The sequence below is a fragment of the Massilia sp. CF038 genome (assembly GCF_900129765.1).
In the GTDB taxonomy this organism is placed as follows: domain Bacteria; phylum Pseudomonadota; class Gammaproteobacteria; order Burkholderiales; family Burkholderiaceae_D; genus Telluria_A.
The window spans coordinates 1697321-1716575 of the sequence record NZ_FQWU01000001.1; the positions used below are offsets into that span (position 1 = coordinate 1697321).

Annotated in this window: 10 protein-coding genes; 7 read left to right on the forward strand and 3 right to left on the reverse strand. The window is 65.5% G+C overall.

The window, feature by feature from the left end:
- Positions 1-13 precede the first annotated feature (13 nt).
- Genes BUC24_RS07780 through glpD form a run of 5 tightly spaced genes read left to right on the forward strand, consistent with a single transcriptional unit; the run spans position 14 to position 15288 of the window.
- On the forward strand, positions 14-11254 hold the full coding sequence (locus BUC24_RS07780; protein WP_073213482.1) for a carboxypeptidase regulatory-like domain-containing protein: 11241 nt from the start codon (positions 14-16) through the stop codon (positions 11252-11254).
- Between the two features lie 3 nt (positions 11255-11257).
- The gene (locus BUC24_RS07785; protein WP_073213483.1) at positions 11258-11773 is read left to right on the forward strand and encodes a hypothetical protein; all 516 of its coding nucleotides are present in this window, start codon (positions 11258-11260) and stop codon (positions 11771-11773) included.
- Complete coding sequence (locus BUC24_RS07790; protein WP_178372496.1) at positions 11770-12387, forward strand: ankyrin repeat domain-containing protein; 618 nt, start codon at positions 11770-11772, stop codon at positions 12385-12387. Before BUC24_RS07785 ends, BUC24_RS07790 begins: the two co-directional genes overlap by 4 nt.
- The gene (locus tag BUC24_RS07795; protein ID WP_073213484.1) at positions 12384-13676 is read left to right on the forward strand and encodes a vanadium-dependent haloperoxidase; all 1293 of its coding nucleotides are present in this window, start codon (positions 12384-12386) and stop codon (positions 13674-13676) included. Before BUC24_RS07790 ends, BUC24_RS07795 begins: the two co-directional genes overlap by 4 nt.
- 58 nt (positions 13677-13734) lie before the next feature.
- Positions 13735-15288: a glycerol-3-phosphate dehydrogenase gene (gene glpD / locus BUC24_RS07800; protein ID WP_073213485.1), complete on the forward strand. Its 1554-nt coding sequence runs from the start codon at positions 13735-13737 to the stop codon at positions 15286-15288.
- Here the strand turns inward: glpD and BUC24_RS07805 are convergent.
- Complete coding sequence (locus BUC24_RS07805) at positions 15233-15916, reverse strand: YceI family protein (protein ID WP_073213486.1); 684 nt, start codon at positions 15914-15916, stop codon at positions 15233-15235. The two genes, glpD and BUC24_RS07805, sit on opposite strands and share 56 nt — an antisense overlap.
- Entirely contained in the window at positions 15904-16914 is a 1011-nt protein-coding gene (locus BUC24_RS07810; protein ID WP_073214968.1) for a type II secretion system F family protein, read from the reverse strand. Before BUC24_RS07810 ends, BUC24_RS07805 begins: the two co-directional genes overlap by 13 nt.
- 79 nt (positions 16915-16993) lie before the next feature.
- Between BUC24_RS07810 and BUC24_RS07815 the strand changes: the two genes are divergently transcribed.
- The gene (locus tag BUC24_RS07815; protein WP_073213487.1) at positions 16994-17707 is read left to right on the forward strand and encodes a glutathione S-transferase family protein; all 714 of its coding nucleotides are present in this window, start codon (positions 16994-16996) and stop codon (positions 17705-17707) included.
- Positions 17704-18327, forward strand: a complete 624-nt coding sequence (locus BUC24_RS07820; protein WP_073213488.1) for a glutathione S-transferase family protein — start codon at positions 17704-17706, stop codon at positions 18325-18327. The genes BUC24_RS07815 and BUC24_RS07820 overlap by 4 nt, the downstream gene beginning before the upstream one ends.
- A gap of 92 nt (positions 18328-18419) precedes the next feature.
- Here BUC24_RS07820 and BUC24_RS07825 read toward each other — a convergent pair whose 3' ends face one another.
- Complete coding sequence (locus BUC24_RS07825) at positions 18420-19253, reverse strand: CheR family methyltransferase (RefSeq protein WP_073213489.1); 834 nt, start codon at positions 19251-19253, stop codon at positions 18420-18422.
- Between the last annotated feature and the right edge of the window lie 2 nt (positions 19254-19255).

Sequence of the window (19255 nt, forward strand, 5' to 3'; positions counted from 1 at the left end):
GAGTAGTACAGCAATGCGTCTTTTCCAACCATTTCCTGCGCGGGTGCTCGCCCATGTCTGCCACCGCGCGCACGCCTTGCTGTGTCTGTTTCTCCTGCTTGCCACCACTGCCTTGCCATCCTGGGCCGGCGCGCCACCGGCGCCTGGCGCTACTTGCACCATCAGTGCGCTCAACCGAAACGCGCCGATCGCACCCGACGGCAGCTTCACCATCTTTAATATTCCCGGCACGGCCGGGCCGTTTCGTGCCCGCGCCAGCTGTTCCGACGGCAGCGTCGGCCAGACGGCGGTTGCCTTCCCCGATTTTGACGCGACCGTGGTGTACACCGGCGAGATTTTCTGGGGGCAGCTCGACCCAACCCCGGTCGCGCTGGGCTTGAGCGCGAACGCCAAGCATCTGAGCACGGGCCAGACAGCCCAGCTCAAGGCCACTGCCATTGCCGAGAATGCCGCCACGCGCGACGTCAGCGCGCGCGCCGACGGCACCACCTATACCATCAGCAACGATCTGCTGGCCTCGGTCAGCGTCGATGGCCAAGTACAGGTGTTGCCCTTGTTTGCCAGCGGCTCGAGCGCGCGCGTGGTGGCCACTGCCACCAACGAGGGCGGCGTGGCCGGCAGCTATATGTTCGTGCTGGGCCCCCGTGGCGCGCTCGCGGGGCAGGTGACGCGCGCGGACGGCACGACCCCCGTGGCGCAAGCCCAGGTGACGGTGATCCGGCATCAGCCGATGGAGCAGGTTGGCACCGCCGTGACCGATGACAGCGGCCGCTACGCGCTGGCCGATGTCAGTGCCGGCACGTTTACGATCTCAGCCATTGATCCGCGCAGCGGCGACCGCGCGCAAGTCGGTGCCAGCATTGATGCTGAAGGCCAGACGCAGCGCGCCGACATCCGCATGAATGGCCAGGGCCAGGTACGCGTCACGGTACTTGACGCCACTGACCAGCCGGTCGCTGGCGTGACAGTGACGCTGACCGCCCTGGGCGCCATCCGTGAAACCCACAGCATGCTGACCGGGCCCGACGGAACGGCCGCCTTTGCCACTGTGGCCGCAGGGGACTTTACGGTCTCGGCGCGCGATCCGGTGTCGCGCCTGGTGGGCAGCACCATCGGCTTGCTGGCCGGTGGTGCGGTATTGCCGGTGTCGCTCAAGCTGCAACCGGTGGGCACCATTACAGGTACTGTGCTCGCTGCTGACGGTGCCACCGTCCAGGAAGGCGTGCAGGTGCGTATTTTGTCGCGCGAGCGCGGCATCGTATCCCAATCGGTCACCGGCACCGACGGCAAGTTCAGCTTCAATTCGCTGCCTCTGGGCGACGGTCCCTATACCCTGGACGCTTTTGTCGACAACCGCCTGCGCACGCGTCTGCCCGGCGTGGTGCTGTCGAGCCCGAACCAGGTGCTGGTCCAGGATCTGCGCTTTACCCCGGTTGGCAGTGTGAGCGGCACCGTCACCGATGCTGACAGCAAGCCCTTTGCCAGCGTCACGCTGACGCTGCAGTCGCTGGCCGGTTCGCGTCTGGCGTTTACGGCCAGTGCTGGACCGGACGGCGCCTTCCTGTTCCAGGGCGTGCCAATTGGCCCGTATACCCTGAGCGCAAGCACCCAGGATGGCCGCAACGGCAACGTGAGCGGCAACCTGCCGGCCGACGGTGCCACCGTTGTCAGTGCGGTACAACTGGCCGCCAGCGGGCTGGTCGGCACCGTGTTCGAACGCGATGGCGTCACGCCAGCCGGGGCCGGGGTCAAGGTATTCCTGATGCGAAATCCGCAGCCGCAACAGCTGGCTCTGACCCTGGACGCAAGTACGGCCGGCGTGAGTGCGGTGGCCAGCACCAATGCGCTAGGCCAGTTCAGCTTTGCCATCGCCAGTGGTGCCACCTATGTGCTGCAGGCCCAAGACGGCAGCAACCGCGCGCGCACCCAGGTCGTGGTCACGGAAATTGTGTCCGGCAAGCCTCTCACAGTCAATTTGCGCTACCTGGGCAAAGGCAGCGTGTCCGGCGTGGTGCGCAACGCCGCCGCCGTGGTGCAGGCCAATGCGCCGGTGCGCGTGGCCAGCGTGGGCGCCTTCTCGGCCAGCTGGGATACCGTCACCGACAGCGCCGGCCGCTATCAGCTGCCGAATGTGTATGTCGGCGACATCGCCGTCACGGCCCAAAATCCGTTGTCCAAACTGGGCGGGCTGGCCCAGGGCCGTCTTATCGCTGAAGGCGATGCGCTGACCCTCGACGTTACACTGGCCGCCACTGGCACCGTGCAGGGCAGCGTGCAAACCGCTGCGGGTCTGGCGGCCAGGGCGCCGCTGCAGGTGGAGCTGCTCAGTGGTTCCACCCCCTACGCGACTCAGCGGGTTGACAGCGGCAATGCTTTCACTTTCACGCTGGTGCCGGTGGGCGAGTTGAGCGTGCGCGTGACCGAACTGGCCAGCGGCGACCGCGGTGTTGCCATCTCCCAGCTGAGTGCCGCCAATGAAGTGCGCACGGTACCGGTGCGCCTGGTGGGGCAGGGCGCCGTGCGTGTGACGGTACGCGACAGCGCCGCCAAGCCGGTGGCCGGTGCCAAGGTGGTGATCAGCAGCGGCTCGCCTTTCGGCGGCGAATTTACCCTTGCCACCGGTGCCGATGGCAGCGTGCTGGCCGCGCCCGTCTTTAACGGCGACGTCAGCGTCCAGGCCAGCAAGCCGGCCCAGGTAGGCACCATTGCCGGTTCGGTGCAGGGCACCGTGGTCAACGGGGCAACGCTGGACTTGGCCGTGACCTTGACCACGCGCCCGCTGGGCAGCATTCGCGGGACCGTGTACGGTCCCGATGGCATCACGCCGCGCCCTGACATGGAAGTGTCGCTGGTGGCCGGCTTTGCCGTCACTTACAGCACCGTGACGAACAAGGATGGTCAATACAGTTTTAGCAACGTGGAAGGCGGTACCGCCTACACGGCGCGCGTGCGCAAGGTCAGCGTCGGATCGGCGCCGCAGGATCGCATCCGCGCCCAGTTTGTCGGGCTGCAAATCAACGATCAGGATGAAGTGCTCACGCGCGACTTCCAGATGATCGGTTCTGGCAATGTGAGCGGCACCGTGACGAAGGCCGATGGCAGTACGCTGGCCGGGATCAAGGTTGCGCTGAGCAATCCGGATCCGGTCTACGGTGCGCGCCCGGGCAGCAACAGCGGCACGTACGAAACGACGACCGATGGCAATGGTAGGTATGCATTGCTGGATATGGCAGCTGGTAACTTCACCCTGCGCGCCACCGATCCGAGTGGCAACGCCGGTCTGCGTGCCGAAGGCCTGGGCCGGATTCGCTTCGATGGCGACGCCCCGGTGATTGATCTGACCCTGGTCGATGGCGCGGTGGCTATGCCCTACACGCTGTATGACGCCAACGGCTTCACGTTTGACGTGCGCGGCGATGGTGCGGTGGCCAACGGCAGGCACGGCGCTTTCCGTGGTTTGGGCAACGAGAGCGGCGGCATGCGCCTGGAGCTGCTGGTCAATGGCGTGCCGGTGCCGTTCCGCAATGGCGATGGCAGTATCGGCAAATTGAGCGACGGCGCGCAGCAGCTCGAGGTGGACGAAGATCATGGTTCGGGTCTGCATGTCACGCGCCGGATCTACGTGCCGCGCGATGCCTATTTCGCGCGCTATCTGGAAGTGCTGGAAAACCGTACCGCGCAAGCGCTCACCGTGGGCGTACGCCTGGTGTCGCACCATGGCAGCGGCGACAGCAATGCGCGCATTGTCGACACCTCCGATGGGGACAACGTCCTTGCCAGCGGCGCTTTCGGCGACCGCTGGCTGGTGGTGGACGACCAGCGCGATGCCGATCCGTTCGAGACGGCGTCGGTGCCGGCCACGGGCCATCTGTTCGACGGCGTGGGCGGCCTGCCTGCCAGCGCCGCGCGCTACGAATTGCTGGGCCAGACGGGCAAGTTCTCTGTCCAGTGGGACAACATCACGCTGCAGCCGGGCCAGTCGCGCGCGCTGGTGCACTTCGCTTTCCATCAGCTCGATCGCTTCCGTGCCCGCGAGGCTGCCTTGCGCCTGGCGCAATTGCCGCCAGAAGCGCTGGCCGGTTTGCGTGCGGACGAACGCACCGCCATCGCCAACTTCCAGGTGCCGGCCGACGGCGTGAGCACGCTGGCAGCGCTGCCCGATGTGACCAGTGCCAGCGTCAGCGGCCGCGTCTTGTCCGGTGACGGCACCACTCCGGTGCCTGGCGCCGTGGTGCACTTCAAGAGCAAGCAAGTGCTGTTCGGACGCGATTGGCAAGTGACCAGCGGCGCTGGCGGCAAGTTCGCGCTGCAGGCAAAAATCGACGGCAGCGCGATGCCGTTGCCACTGCCGCGCTATGGCTTCGACCTTTCGGCCGCGCACCCGATGACGGCTGCGCCGTCGTCGGCCTCTGTCGTCGAGTTCCCGCAGGGCCCGGCCAGCGTGGTGCAGGACTTGATCTTCAACGGCACTGCCAATCTGCGCGGTACCATCACGCGTGCCAACGGTGCCCTGGCGCCGGGCGCGAGCGTGCGCCTGAGACTGCCACAGTCGACCCAATATCTGTACGCGACCGACGCCGGTGCCGATGCCAGCTATCTGCTGACCGGCGTGCCGCCGCGCGATTACGTGGTCGACGCCGTGATGGCGCATCCCCAGGCCGCCCAGGGCGGTGTGGGCATCGTCGGCACCGCCACGGCCACCGCGTTTGCCGGTGAGACCACGGTGGCCAGCGTGGTGCTGGAAAAAGTCGGTACCATTTCGGGCCGGGTCACGGCTGCCGATGGCAAGCCGGTGGTCGGTGCTGCGCTGCAATTGACGGCCGACGGCATCACCTTGCGTCGCACGGCCAGCGATACCGGGGGCTATTACCGCTTCTCGGACGCGCGCGTCGGCAGCTTGCAGGTGAGCGCATATGATGAGGTCAGCCGTGCGGGCGGCGATGCTGCCGTTAGCGTGGCGGCAGAACAGGAAAGCGTGGCCAATATCAGCCTGAAAGGCTTTGGCACCATCGCAGTGCAAGTCAATTTCGCCCGTGGCGCACCGGCACCGGCCGCCCTGGTCAAGATCGATGTGCGTGCCGACGTGCTGACTGACACGAGCGGGCGCGTCAGCTACAGCGTTCCGGTTGGCACTTACCGGATCCGCGCGCGCCACCCGGACAACCGCTACGACGAGAACCTCGAAACGAGCATCGACGTGACGCTCGATGAAAATGGTGCGGTGCTGCCGGTGACCCTGGTGTTGCCGCCTGCCGCTTCGATCCATGGCACCATCAAGCGCCCGGACGGCAGCACCCTGGCCGCGGGCTTCCCGTACAACGTCAAACTGCTCAATGGTTCGTTCAACCAGACCCGCGCCGGGCGCACCGACGCGGCCGGCAACTTCCGCATCGGCGCCCTGGCACTGGGCACGCAACTGGTGACGGCCTTTGATCCGGAACTGAACCGCTTCGCCGACGCCGAGCTGGTGCTTGCCAGCGATGGCGAGGAAGGCGTGCTGGACCTGACCGTGGCCGAGAACCGGATTGCGCTGCCAGCGGCGATGCAAGACGCCAACCGCTTCGGCTTTCCGATCCAGAACGATGGCAGTGTGCAGGACAATGGCAGCAATTTCAGCCGCGCCGCGCAGCTGACCGTCAATGGCCAACCGTATACCGGCGCAACCAGTGCCGCGCTGGAACTGGGCAAGCGCCAGTTTGCCGTGGTCCAGGCCAGTCCGATGGCCGGCTTGCAGGTCAGTCGCAAAGTCTACGTCCCGCGCGGCGGCTATTTCGCCCGCTACCTGGAGATTTTCGACAATCCCGGCAGCAGTCCGGTCACGATTCAAGCGGCCTTGCGCACGACCTACGGCGATGCCGCGCTGCTGGCCTCGTCCAGCGCGCAGGCGGCACCGTCGGCCAGCGATGATTGGCTGGTGTTCGATGATGCCCAGGACGGTGACCCCTTGCTCAATCAATCGCCGGCGGCGACTGCCCATATCCACGGCCAACGTGGCGCGCCCACGGCGCCAGACCTGGTCGCGCTCACGCCGCTTGACGCGCACAGCAGCACGCTTGAACAGCGCTGGAGCAATCTGACGGTGCCGCCTGGCGGCAAGTTGGCGCTGATGCACTTCGTGGTGCAGCAAGTCCACCGTGCCGGCGCAATTGCCTCTGCCGAACGCCTGCAGCAACTGCCGCCGGAAGCGCTGGACGGCTTGCTGCCGTCGGAGCTGGCGGCGCTGGTCAACTTCCGTGCCCCGCAGGGGGGCATCAGTGCCCTCGCTTCACTGCCGAGCCTGACAACCAGTCTGAGCGGGCGTGTGTTCGAAGGCGATGGCGTCACGCCGGTCAACGGCGTGCGCGTTGCGTTCCAGAGCGCGCACCCGCTGTTTAACCGTTTGTGGGGCCTGCGGCGCGACGATTTCTGCGATGCGCCCGGTACCACGGTGGCCGGCATGTTGTCGGCTCAGCGGCCCAATATCGATCCAGCCAAGGTGGTGGAAGGTGCGTTCGCGGTGCAAGGTGTGCTCAACGACAGCGCGTCCATTGCGCTGCCGGCCGACACGGCCGTGCGTTTGCTGGCCCAGCCTGCGTTGGGCTGCTTTGGACAGTACAGCGGGCACGTACTGACCGGTCTGCCGTCACGCGAACTGGTGCTGGCGCCGTCAGCTGCCCATGTGGCCGATGTCATCTTTGATTCCGGCATTCTGACCGGCGCTGTCAGCGGCCCGGCCGACCTGAACGCAACTGGCGGTCGCGTCTGGCGCGCCAGCGACGACCCGGATGCCCCAGGTGCGGTGTATGTCCGCATTGGCGCCGATGGCAACTATGTGTTCCCGGGCATGGCCCCGGGCCGCTACGACATGATGACCGATGTGCCGCATGCCCAGGGCACGCGCGTGCGCGGCCAACGCCTCGATGCCGCGGTGACGCTGGCACGGACCACGGTCACGGACATCCAGCTGCAAGCGAGCGGCGCCCTGGCGGGCACGGTACTCACGGCCAACGGTGAAGCAAGCGTCAATGCCTTGGTGGAATTGCGCGGTGCAGCCGAAGGGCAGCAGTTCGACGCCTGCCTCGGCTGCGTCGGCGCGGCCCCTGCGAATGTGGGTCGACGCGCGGTGCAGCGCAGCACGCGCACCGATTCCTTGGGGCGTTACAGTTTCCACGCGGTGCCGGCAGGTGCCTATGTGATCAAGGCCATCGATCCGGTTTCGCGTGCGATGGTCGAGCTGCCGGTGGATGTGAGCGCGAGCCAGAACGTGGTGCGCAATCTGACTTTGCTGGCATTGGGTACGGTGCAGTTGACGGTCAGTCATGTTGACGGCCGCCCCAGTGCCGACACGGCCGTGTATCTGCAGTCCGACGCGGAAGCGTCCGAGCGGGTCGCAGGGCGCACCGCCGGCGGCAAGCTGACGGTGGCCAATGTGCCCGAGGGCGGCTATCGCCTGCGCGTGGTCGATCCGCGCTTTGCCGGCAGCGCGTATGAGCGTCAATTGCGTGGCACCATTGATTTCGGTGGCCAAGTGAGTGCGCAAACCATCACGCTTGGCGCTGTGGCCAGCGTGAAGCTGCAGGTCCAGGATGGCGACAACGCAGGACGCGCCGTGGCGGGCGCCAACGTGCGCTGGAACAGCCAGCAGGCCGGTGTCACTGCCGAGGATGGCAGTTTCACACTCCATGGCATCCAGGCTGGCACCTATACCGTCGGCGCGCGCCATATTTTTGAAGGCACGGCCCTGGGCACGGATGTGGCACTGGTGGTGCGCGACGCCGATGATGGCAAGAGCGTGACGGAAACGCTGGTTCTGGCGCGTGCCGTAGGCAGCGTGCGGGTCGTGGCGCGCGATGGCGATCATGCCGATGCACCTTTGGCCGGTAGCAAGATTTACCTGCAGATGGGCAGCGGCCAGAAGCGCCTGATGGGTGAAACCGATGCCAGTGGCGCGCTGACGGTGCCGGGCGTGCTGCCAGGCGCGTATCGCGTCACCGTGCTCGCCATGCTCGACGGCGCGCCGGAACAATTGCTGCTCGATGGCGTGGTCAAGCCGGACAACATCGGTACCACGGCTGAGCTGAGCGCGCGTTTCCAGCGCTCTGTCGTGAAACAGAAGTCGTTCGCCTATGTTGAAGAGCGTCATCTGTATTCGGTGCCGGTGACCATTGGCGATGTCTTGACGGTGCAGACCAAAGGCGCTGCCGTGATCGGCGCACCGGCCAGCCGTGCCGTCGGGGTGATCGTGTTTGATCCCGACCACAACAGCAAAGCGTCTGGTGTCGGTTATGGTCCTCAGCGCAATTTTGAGCAAGTCAATTACCAGGGCGACCTGAAAGCGGTGCGTGCCACCATGAGCGGGTATTACACTGTAGCACTGGCTCCCGACGGCAATCAGACGGGCAGTCTGGGCGGCTACGAATTGGCTGCCAGCGTCAATGGCGTGCCCGTGGCGCCGCAGCCTTACCACGACGGCGCGCTTGTCCAGGGTAAGCTCACGCGCGCCGACGGCGTGACGCTAGTGCCGGATACGCGCTTGCGCCTGGCCCGCTACGAGGTGCCTGAGTTGAACGTTGAAACCGTCACGGACGGTGAAGGCCGTTACAGCTTTGCCAATGTGCCGGTGGGAACTTACCGCGTCAACGCCTTCGCTGGCGGCAGTTGGGACAATTCCACCTTGGGCGCGGTCGCCGTGGCCGGGCAAGACGTGAGCACCGATGCCAAGCTGATGGCAGCGACGGTGCTGCGCGTGACCGTGAGCAACGGCGGCACGCCCGCGCCGCAGGCCGTCCTGCAGGTCGCCTACTATGGGCAGAAAAAAACCATCACCACCGACAGCAACGGCAAGGCCACCCTGGACATCGCCAGCGAGACGCCGGTGTCGATCTACGCAGAAAGTGCCGGCAACCGGATGATCCGCTCGGCCACCGAGACTGTGCCGGTCAACGATGGCGCCGTGCTGGACGTGAACTTGACGCTGGCCTCGGCCTCGCTCAGTGGCCAGGTGCGCTCGGTGACCGGCCAGCCGCTGGGAAGCCATCTTGTCCGGCTTAATCTGCCGACGGACGGGCGCTATGATTATCTGGCGGCCGCCTTCTCGGATGCGGAAGGCAATTTCAGTTTTGCAGAGGTGCCGGCCGGCCAGCTTTTGCAGCTCTCGGCCAGCAGTTACTACCAGTACGATGCGCCCACGACCACCATCAGCCTGACGCCGCAAGCGGGGCAGACGCTGAACGGCCTGGTGCTCACCATGGCAGGCCAGGGGCGTATTGGGGGCCGCCTTCTGCTGCCCGGCGCGCTGCCGGCGGCAGGGCAGACCATTGTGGCCAGCTGGACCAACCGCATCCACCCGGATGCGCCGAACTCGGTCTCGGGCCTCACCGATGCCAGCGGCAACTATCTGCTGACCAGGGTCCCCAGCGGGATACCGGTCACGCTCGATGCCTATTATGCTGCCGATAGCGACCCGAAACCGCATGTCAGTACCACCGTGACCGTGCAAAACGGCCAGCTGCTCACTGTTGCGCCGATGACCTTCGATCTTGGCACGGTCGTGCTGGCCCGCTTGAACGCGCTGGATGATTCCACCCGCTATTTCGGCGATTGCAACTTTACCGTCCATGCAGGCGGACTGAGCCGGTCGGCCAGCGGCGCTTGCAGCGACACCCGGATGTTTGCGGGCTTGCCGCCCGGCCCGGCCCAGGTGGAGATCTCGCCTTGGGACAAGCCGAGCTATGGCACGCTGAACGTGACGCTGCCGACCAGCGGTACGGTCGATGCAGCCATTCCCGTGCTCACCGTCCGCGGTCAGCTGCGCTATCCGGACCGTAGCGCGCCGGCGTCGGCACAGATGTACTTGATTGACGTGGCCGGGGTCATGATCAGCCCGAGTGCGCTCGAGCAAGATGGCAGCTTTGTCTTCCACGGTGTGCGCAGCGGCGCCTTCACCCTCACGGCGCAGGATGAGTACGGTCTGACCGCCAGCGTGCAGGGCACGCCGGGTGCGGCCGATCTGCTGTTCCAGTCCGATGTCGAGTTGCCGCCATCGGGCACGGTCAGCGGCATCGTCCGCGGCGCGGACGGGGCACCGCTGGCTGATGCCGGTGTGTTCGTGCGCAACGTCGATGGGGCATTGGAGCGCTACGTGTACACCGATGCCCAGGGACAGTACAGCATCGACCATGTGGCGCTTGGCATGGTGGTGGCCTCGGCCAGCGACCCGGTCAGCGCCATACCGGCCAGCGCACGGGGCGCGCTGCAAAGTGCGGCCATCCCCTTGCTGCTGGACTTGCAGTTGCCGCGCGGGGGGACCCTGTCGGGCACGGTGTTGGGCACGGGCGGGGCGCGTGTCGGCCAGAATGTGCGGGTGGAAGTGACGCTGGCCGAGGTCGGCGCTGCGTATGCGGGCTACCGCGGCGAGGCCGTGACGGACAGCGCAGGCAATTTCCTGCTGTCGAACGTGCCGCCAGGTTTGGTCCGCGTGTTGGCCGGCAGGTTCGGCCCGGCACTTGGGGTCGCGATGGCGGAGGTGGCCCCGGCTGCCAGTACCGTCACCACCGTGCGCCTGGGCAGCGAACGCTTGCTGCCCCTGGCGCTGGGGGGGCTCGATACCTACGAGTATGAGCTCAGCCAGGTGGGATCGCTCGGCGCCCGCGAGCAGGGGCAAGGCTTGCGCTATGACGATTACTATGGCCTGGTGGTCAATGGGATGCCGTTCGGCACGCTGGACACGGCACGGGTGCTGCGCGCCGATCGCGAAATCGAGATTGGACCGCGTCTCATCGAAGGCTTGTCGGTGACGCGCCGCTTCTTCGTGCCCGTCAATGGCGGCTACGTGCGCATCGTCGACAGTTTCACCAATCCGGGACCGGTCAGCATTGCATTGAACGCGCGCCTGCGTGGCGGGGTGCAGTTCGGCGAAGGACCGCTGCGCACTGCAGCGCTGGCGCGTGCCCCCGGTTACGTGATCTATTCGGCGCCGAATTACTATGAAACGCCGCGCGACAGCGTGACCACGGTATTCAATGGCGCCGGCGGATTGGCGCCGGCAGTACAGCAGTTCAAGCTGGACGACGCGAGCTTCAGCTATGGCTGGAACCTCAACGTTGCGCCTGGCAAGACCGTCCGTTTGATGCATTTCAGCGCCCTGGCGCTGTCGGCGCCGTTGACGCGGGCCAGCGCCAAGGCGCAAGCCTTGGTATCGGGCACGCAGGAACAGATGCTTGAGGGCTTGTCGCCTGCTGACAAGGCAACGATTCTTAACTTTATTCTTCCCTGATCCATGATCCTGATTTCCAAAGTGATGCGTGTGCGGTGCGCCGTGCTGGTCTTGGGGGCGGCGTGCGCGCTGTCCGCCCGCGCCGAAGCGCGCCTGTTGCCCGAAGTAATGCTCGTTGACCAGGCAGGTCTGGCCACATCAACCCGCACCTTGCCCCCTGGCGGGCGCTGGGCGCTGATCGTGGTCGAAGCGGGACAACCAAGCGCGCAAGCGCTGCTGGCCAGCCTGGCCAGGCGGCAGGGCGGCTGGACTGGCAAACTGGTGATTGTGGTCGCCGGCGCCGCGCCACAGGCCCAGCGCCTGGTGCAGCAGCATGCCGCGCTGGACGGCGTGACCTGGTTGTTCGATCGCGAACGGAACTTGCCAGCCGCACTGGCGCTGCGCGCGACGCCGGCCGTGCACGCCATCACGGACAATGGCGAGATCGGCTGGCATGTGCTGGGTATGCCGGCGCACGCCAATCTGCCGGCCATGCTGTCCCAATGGCTGGGGACCCAGCCGATGGCGCGTGTACGATGATGGCGGACCCTTGGCCTTGCGGCTTGGCCCGTGCCGCGCTGCTGGTGTGCCTGTCGCTCGCTGGGGGCATGGTGCTGGCCCAGGACGCCCCCGATGCCAGGCGGCGCCTGGAGTTGATGGGTGTGCAGCCGAGCGCTGCTCGGCTGGTGCAGTTTGCTGCCCAGGGCGACCGTACCGTGGTCGAGCTGCTGTTGCGCAGTGGCGTGGACGTGAATGCGGCCGAGCCGCTGCGCCAGGTACGCGCACTGCACAATGCGGCAGCGCAGGGGCGTTTGCAACTTGTCAAGAACCTCCTGGCCCGCGGCGCCCAGATCGATGCGCGCGACTGGCGTGGCAACACAGCGCTGATCCTGGCCGCCTACGGTGGACATGCGGTCGTGGTCGATACATTGGTGGCGCACGGCGCCAGTCTGGCAGCCGTCAGCGAGGAGGGGATTTCCGTGTTGAATGCCGCGCTCTACAGTGGTGAAGATGCGCTGGCACTGCGCCTGCTGGCAGCAGGCGCCCGTCCCAGCGTCCATCCGGTTGCCGGTGCCACCATCGACATCGCGCGGCGCGCCGGACGCCAGGCCGTGGTGCAAGCGCTGGCCGGCCTGACGGGGGAAGCGCCATGACGCTCGCGCGCTACCTGCGCGCAGGAACGCGCATGCTTGTCGTGCTGGCGGTCTGGGCGGCGCATTCGGCAAGCGCGGCGCCGATTCTGTCTTACGCCGCCGAACCCACGCCAGCTGCCGCCTATGACCCGGCCGTGTTTGGCACCAGCGACGCAGCCGAAGCGCAGGCCGCGCTGATGGCCCGGTCCTGGCCCGCGCAGCCGGCCAGCATGGCCTGGACCGCGCTCACGCTCAAGATGATCGTCAAGCACAAGATCGCGCCAACCCGGGCCGCGCGGGGCAGTGCGCTGGTCCATGTTGCCATGCATGATGCCTGGGCATTGGCCGATGCCGATGTGCTGGCGCGCCAGATTGCCGTCTCGACCGCGGCAGCGCATGTGCTGGCGTTCTGGATGCCCAGCGAAGAGCACGGATTCGACCGGATTGTCGGCGCGCTGGCCCGGCGTGCGGCAGCGACCGGCCAGGCCGACCCGGCCACGCTGGCGCGCGCGCTGCAAGTCGGTGCCCATGTCGCGCAGCGCGTCATTGCGCGAGCCCAGGCTGACGGTGCCGAACGGGGCTGGAACGGCTTGCGGCTGGAGTGGTATGGTGATGGGCGCTACTACGGTCCTGGTGCCTGGGAGCCGACAGCGCCGTATTTCTATTATCCGCCTGATGAACCATTCGCGCCGGCGTGGCAAACCTGGGTATTGCGCACGCCTGGCCAATTCCGGCCGACACCGCCGGCGTTTGGCTCCGCCCGTTTCCTGGCCGATTTGCATGAGGTGGTCGCGCTGCAAAAAAACCTGACAGCCGAACAGCTAACCATCGCCAAATTCTGGGTCGACGGGAGCGGCAGCGTCACGCCACCGGGACACTGGAACCAGATCGCGCTTGACCTTGCTCAAGAACATCATCTGGGCGAGGAAGACACGGTGCGCCTGTTCGCCATGCTCAATATGGCACTGGCCGATACCTTTATTGCGGTATGGGACGTGAAATACCATTATTGGACAGCACGCCCGATCACCACGGCCAAGACGGTTCTGGGGATTAACTTGAAAACGGCGATCCTGACGCCCCCATTTCCTTCTTACGTTTCCGGCCATGCCGCGTTCAGCGGCGCGTCAGCGCGGATTCTTGCCAGCTTCTTCCCGGAACAGGCGGCGCGGCTCGATGCGCTGGCGGCCCAGGCCGCAACTTCGCGCCTGTATGGGGGGATTCATTATCGACACGACAATGAAGATGGCTTGCTGCTCGGCCGGGCGATTGGCGAAGTGGTGTTGCGCACCATGCGCAAGGCGCCTTGATCGGTATAGCGCACTGAAAAAGTTGATGGGGATCGGCGTTTTAGGCCACAATTGCTCCATGAAACCAATCGAGTGCGACCTGCTGGTAGTGGGCGGCGGCATCAACGGCACCGGCATCGCGCGCGACGCGGCCGGGCGCGGCTTGTCCGTGATGTTGTGCGAAAAAGATGACCTGGCCTCCCATACCTCGTCTGCCTCAAGCAAACTGATCCATGGTGGCTTGCGCTACCTGGAGTATTACGAATTCGGCCTTGTGCGCAAGGCGCTGATCGAACGCGAAGTCTTGCTGCGCAGCGCCCCGCACATCATGTGGCCGATGCGCTTTGTGATGCCGCACGACCGCGGCCAGCGCCCCGCCTGGATGATCCGCGCCGGCCTGTATTTATACGACACGCTGGCGCGGCGCGAGTTCCTGCCCGGTTCGCAAGCCATCCATTTGCGCCAGCATCGGGCCGGCAGCGACCTGAAACCGGAATTTACGCGCGGCTTTGTGTACTCGGACGGCTGGGTCGACGATGCGCGCCTGGTGGTTCTGAATGCGCTGGACGCGCGCGAGCGCGGCGCCCAGATCCACACGCGCACCCGTTGCAGCGCCGTGCAGCGCGGCGCCGACGGCTGGCGCGCCACGCTGAGCCACGCCGACGGCGCAACCACGCTGGTCAAGGCGCGCTGCCTGGTCAACGCGGCCGGGCCGTGGGCATCCGAATTTTTGCACGGCGCCACCAGCACTGGGGTGCACCAGTCGCTGCGCCTGATCAAGGGCAGCCACATTGTGGTGCCGCGCCTGTTTGATCATGACTACGCGTATATTTTCCAGCACCCCGACGGGCGCATCGTGTTCGCCATTCCGTACGAGCAGGACTTCACCCTGATCGGCACCACCGACCTCGATTACCAGGGCGACTTGAACCAGGTGGCCATCAGCGCCGAGGAAATCACTTACCTATGCACGCTGTCCAACCATTATTTTTCCAAACCGATCACGCCGGCCGACGTGGTCTGGACTTATTCCGGCGTGCGCCCGCTGGTGCAGGACGACGCCGCGAAGGCTGCGGCCGCCACGCGTGATTTCCGGCTGGAGCACGACACCGATGGCGCCCCGATGCTCACCGTTTTCGGCGGCAAAATCACCACTGCGCGCAAGCTGGCCGAGGAAGCGCTTGACTGGATTGCGCCTTTGCTGGGCAATCGTCATCCGGCATGGACGGCCCAGGCTTGTCTGCCCGGCGGCGACTTGTACGGCGAACGGCCAACCAGCAAGAGCGTGCTCGAATTCACCCAGTGGGTAATCAAGGTGCGTGACGCGTTCCCTTGGCTGCCGCCCGCCGTGCTGCAGCGTTATGCACGGGCCTACGGCACCCGCGTGTACTGCTTGCTGTCGGGATGCAGTGCTCTGGCCGATCTGGGGGCTGAAATTGTGCCCGGCCTGTTTGAAGTGGAAGCGCGCTACCTGATCGAGCGCGAATGGGCCCGCACGGCGGAAGACATTTTATGGCGCCGCTCCAAGCTTGGCCTTCACGCCGGGGAGGGCAGTGCCGCCACAGTGGATGCCTGGATCAGGGCGCGCACGCCACCAGCCGAAACTGCAGCGCCAGTTCGTCCTGCACTTTAATCGCACCGCCCATGACCGACATGGGCGTGATGCCGAAATCGGACTGCAGCAGCGTGAAGGCGCCGCTGGCGGTATTCGATTCGACGATGACCGGCACCGCCAACGTTTTGGTCACGCCATGCAGGGTGATGGTCAGGTTCACTTTCTGGCTGTCCGCCGTGCTGCGCTCGGCGTGCAGCTGAACCAGCGGATACGTTTCGGCGTCGAGCACGCGCGTGAGCATATTGGTGCGCGTGCCGGCAATGGCATCGGCATCGGGCTGGGTGTCGAGGCCCGCTTCCTGCCGCAGGCCAGGTTCGTCCACACTCAGGGCATCGAGCCGGAATTGAACATCGGCGCGGCCCGCCGCCGGGGCGGCAAAACCTTCCACACTGCGGCTGGCCACGACGTGATCGTGACCGAAGCGGGCCATGGGGCCGCCCCGCCGCACCAGCACGGTGATGAGGGATTTGGCGCTGTCGATCGCGCACACGAGAACACCGTCTCTGGCAGCTTGCTGATACCAGGCCGGGGCATCAGGCGCGCTAGGTGATGCTGCGGGCGGCGGCACAGGTGGCGGCGCTTGCAGCGCGCAGGACGCCAGCAACAGCGTCATCAGAATCGACAGGATGGGCTTCATGTCTGCCATTGTGGCACGCCAAGCGCTGCTGCGTCGCGCGCCGTTGGCAGCGTTGCCAATAGGTGCGCAATCATCCATAGCGCCACACCGGCATAGAACACGCGTGGCAGCCAGGCCATGATCTCGGACTGGGCCAGCGCCAGCGCTTCGCTTTCGGTGTCGGCATGGCGCATCAGCATTTCGGCCAGGGTGCCGCCTTCCTCGCCCGTCACCACAAACGGATGCAGGCGGCTGATGTCGACCAGCTGCAGCGCGCCGATGGCATGTGCCAGCGGCGCACCGGCGCGTACGCGCGCTGTGATGGTCGACAGATCGGCACGCACCTGGTGATTGATGACCGTATCGAGCGCCAGCGGCAGTGCATCGAACAGGGGCAATCCCGCTTCCAGCAGCAAGGCCAGGCTTTCGCTGAAGTCGCGTGCATTGGCGCGCAGGTGCAGCTTTCCAAACAGGGGCAGGGCCAGCAAGCTGCGCTCCAGCGCCGCGCGGCCCGGGCCGGGCGCGCCGGAATTGAACCAGGCAACCAGGCGCGCCGCAGCAATGCCCGCCACTGCCAGGACGACCATCGGCCCCAGCACCTTGAGCAAATAGCCAGACGTGGACAAGGCGCCAGTGATCAGCTGCGCGATCGGCGCGACAAACAGGGCGATCACCAGCACCGCGACCGGCATCATCATCCGGTTGCGCAAGGTCATGGCCTGGGTGGCGGCAGTCGCTAGTTGGCGTGCCAAACGCTTGTAAGTGGGGTAGGGACTGCCTGCATTGAAGGCGGCGCGCAGCAGGCGCGTTTCAAACGTGTTGAACAAGCCGCTGTTGGCCCCTGCCGTGGGCGGATCGATGCCGCGCGCGACCAGTCGCTGGAATGCCTGCACGCGTGAACGGGACGCGGCGCCAAGATCGAGCAGGGCGTAGGCACGGTCCGGCGGCACGCCGGCTTTTTCCATGGCGGCGAGATGCTGGAACAGCAGGGCGCGCACGGGCAGCGCAAGCGGTCGTAATCGGCTCATGGGCGCGATTGTGGCATACCGTGGCAGCATCCGGTAAATAGCGCTAAGATTGACTTCCTGACCAGACCTTAGGATAGCCATGATCGACCTTTACTCGGCAGCCACGCCGAACGGCCACAAAGTCTCCATCGCGCTTGAAGAACTGGCGCTGCCCTACGAGCTGCATACGCTCGAATTGCAACAGGGCGTGCAAAAAGAGCCCTGGTTCCTCGCCATCAACCCGAACGGACGCATTCCCGCCATTGTCGACCGCGCGCAGGACAATTTTGCCGTGTTCGAGTCCGGCGCCATCCTGATGTACCTGGCCGAAAAAAACGGCCAGCTGCTGCCTGCCGACGTCAAGGGCCGCTCGCAGGTCCTGCAATGGCTGATGTTCCAAATGGGCGGCATCGGCCCCATGATGGGACAGGCCAATGTGTTCTACCGCTACTTCCCCGAAAAAATTCAGCCCGCGATTGACCGCTACCAGGGCGAAAGCAAGCGCCTGTTCCGTGTGCTCGACGCGCGCCTGAAAGATCACGAGTTTTTGGCCGGCGACTACTCCATTGCCGATATCGCCAACTGGGCCTGGGTGCGTACCCATAAATGGTCAGGCGTGGCCATTGACGATCTGCCCAACCTGAAGCGCTGGGTCGATGCCATTGGCGCGCGCCCGGCCGTGCAGAAAGGCATCCTCATGCCCGCGTCCGAACGCGATCTCGAAAAGGCCACCGAGCAGGAGGCGGCCAAATTCGCGGAAAAGGTGCGCGGCATGGTCGAAACCGGGCAGTCAGGCAAGCAGGGGGCGGCATGAAACTCTACGTCAGCAGCTACGCGCCCAATCCGCGCCGGGTCGCCATGTTCATTGCCGAGAAGGGGATCAGCGGTATCGAAAGCATTACCGTCGACCTCAGCGCCAACGAGCACAAAACCGACGATTACCGGGCCAAGAACCCCATGGCAAAAACGCCCGCGCTTGAACTTGACGATGGCCGCGTGCTGGCCGAGTCGCGAGCGATCTGCACGTATTTGGAAGGGCGCTATCCGGAACCGAATCTCATGGGTGTCGGCTTTGAGGAAATTGCCTTCATCGAAATGGCGGACCGCCGCGCTGAAATGCATCTGCTGCTGGGTATTGCCAACTGCGTGCGCCATACCCATCCGGCGCTAGCGGGATTGGAACAGCCGCAGTTTCCCGAGTTTGGATCATCGCAAGGGGAAAAAATGCTGGAAAATGCGCGCTGGTTCGATGGCGTGCTGGCGCGGCAGCCCTATCTGGCCGGGGAACGGTTCACGGTGGCAGACATCACCGCGTTCTGTGCGCTGGAGTTTGCGCGTGGTCTGATGAAGTTCAAGCCGGGTGCGGCGGGGCTTCCGCATCTGCAGGAGTGGCGGGATCGGATCGCCGAAAGACCGTCCGCGAAGGTGAAATAACGCCACATCGTCCTCGCGAAGGCGGGGACCTATAGCACGTTGCCGAAGTCGTTCAGCATGCTATAGGTCCCCGCCTTCGCGAGGACGATGTATCAGCTGATTCGCTTGTACCACGAGTGATGCGCCGCGATCTGCTGGTAGCTGCCTCGCAGTACGTCACCATCATCCATCTCCCGATCCAGTCCCAGCACGCCAAACAGGGCCAGGCTGTCATGGAACAGTTTGAGCGTCTGCTGGCGCAGCACCGGCCCGAAATCGGCCAGCGCATGGCGGCATAAAATCAGCTGGAACTCGTTGAACGAGGCATCGGTCACCATGTTGTACTGGGCCCAGGTGATCCGGCTGCGCAGGCCAGGCTGCAGCACGGCGCGTTTGCCGTGAGTCTCGAAATAGTCCGCCAGGTTGGCGCGCCCGCCGCTCTTGAGATAATTTTCCTGGTACTCGTCCAGGCGCTCAAGCGCAATGCTGGCGCCGGCCACGTCCGCCAGAACGTCCTCGTTGGCCACCGTGGCAAAAATCTCGGTGCGCGCATGCAGCTGCTCGTCCGCCAGCAAAATCGCCAGCGACCAGGCTTCTTCCGCGCCCGCGCATTCGGCCAGCCAGACCTTGGGTACGGCGCTGGCGCGCAGTGACGACGCCAGCACCGCGCGCAGCTGGCGTGCCTGCTGCGGATCGTCAAACAGTGCTGCCGGCTGCACGCTCAGGGCGCGCAGCAGCGCCGCCTGCGCTTGCGGATCGTGCAGCATGCGGTCCTGCAGTTGCGAGACGGTGGCCAGCTGGCGCTGCTGCATCACCGCCTGCAGCTTGCGCTTGAGCGTGCTGCGCTCGTAGGCGCGAAAGTCGAAACCGAAGCGCTGAAACAGCGCTTCGAGCAGCAGTTCGGTTTCCAGCTCCTCGGTGGCGCGCACCGTGTCGGTATGCTGCATAT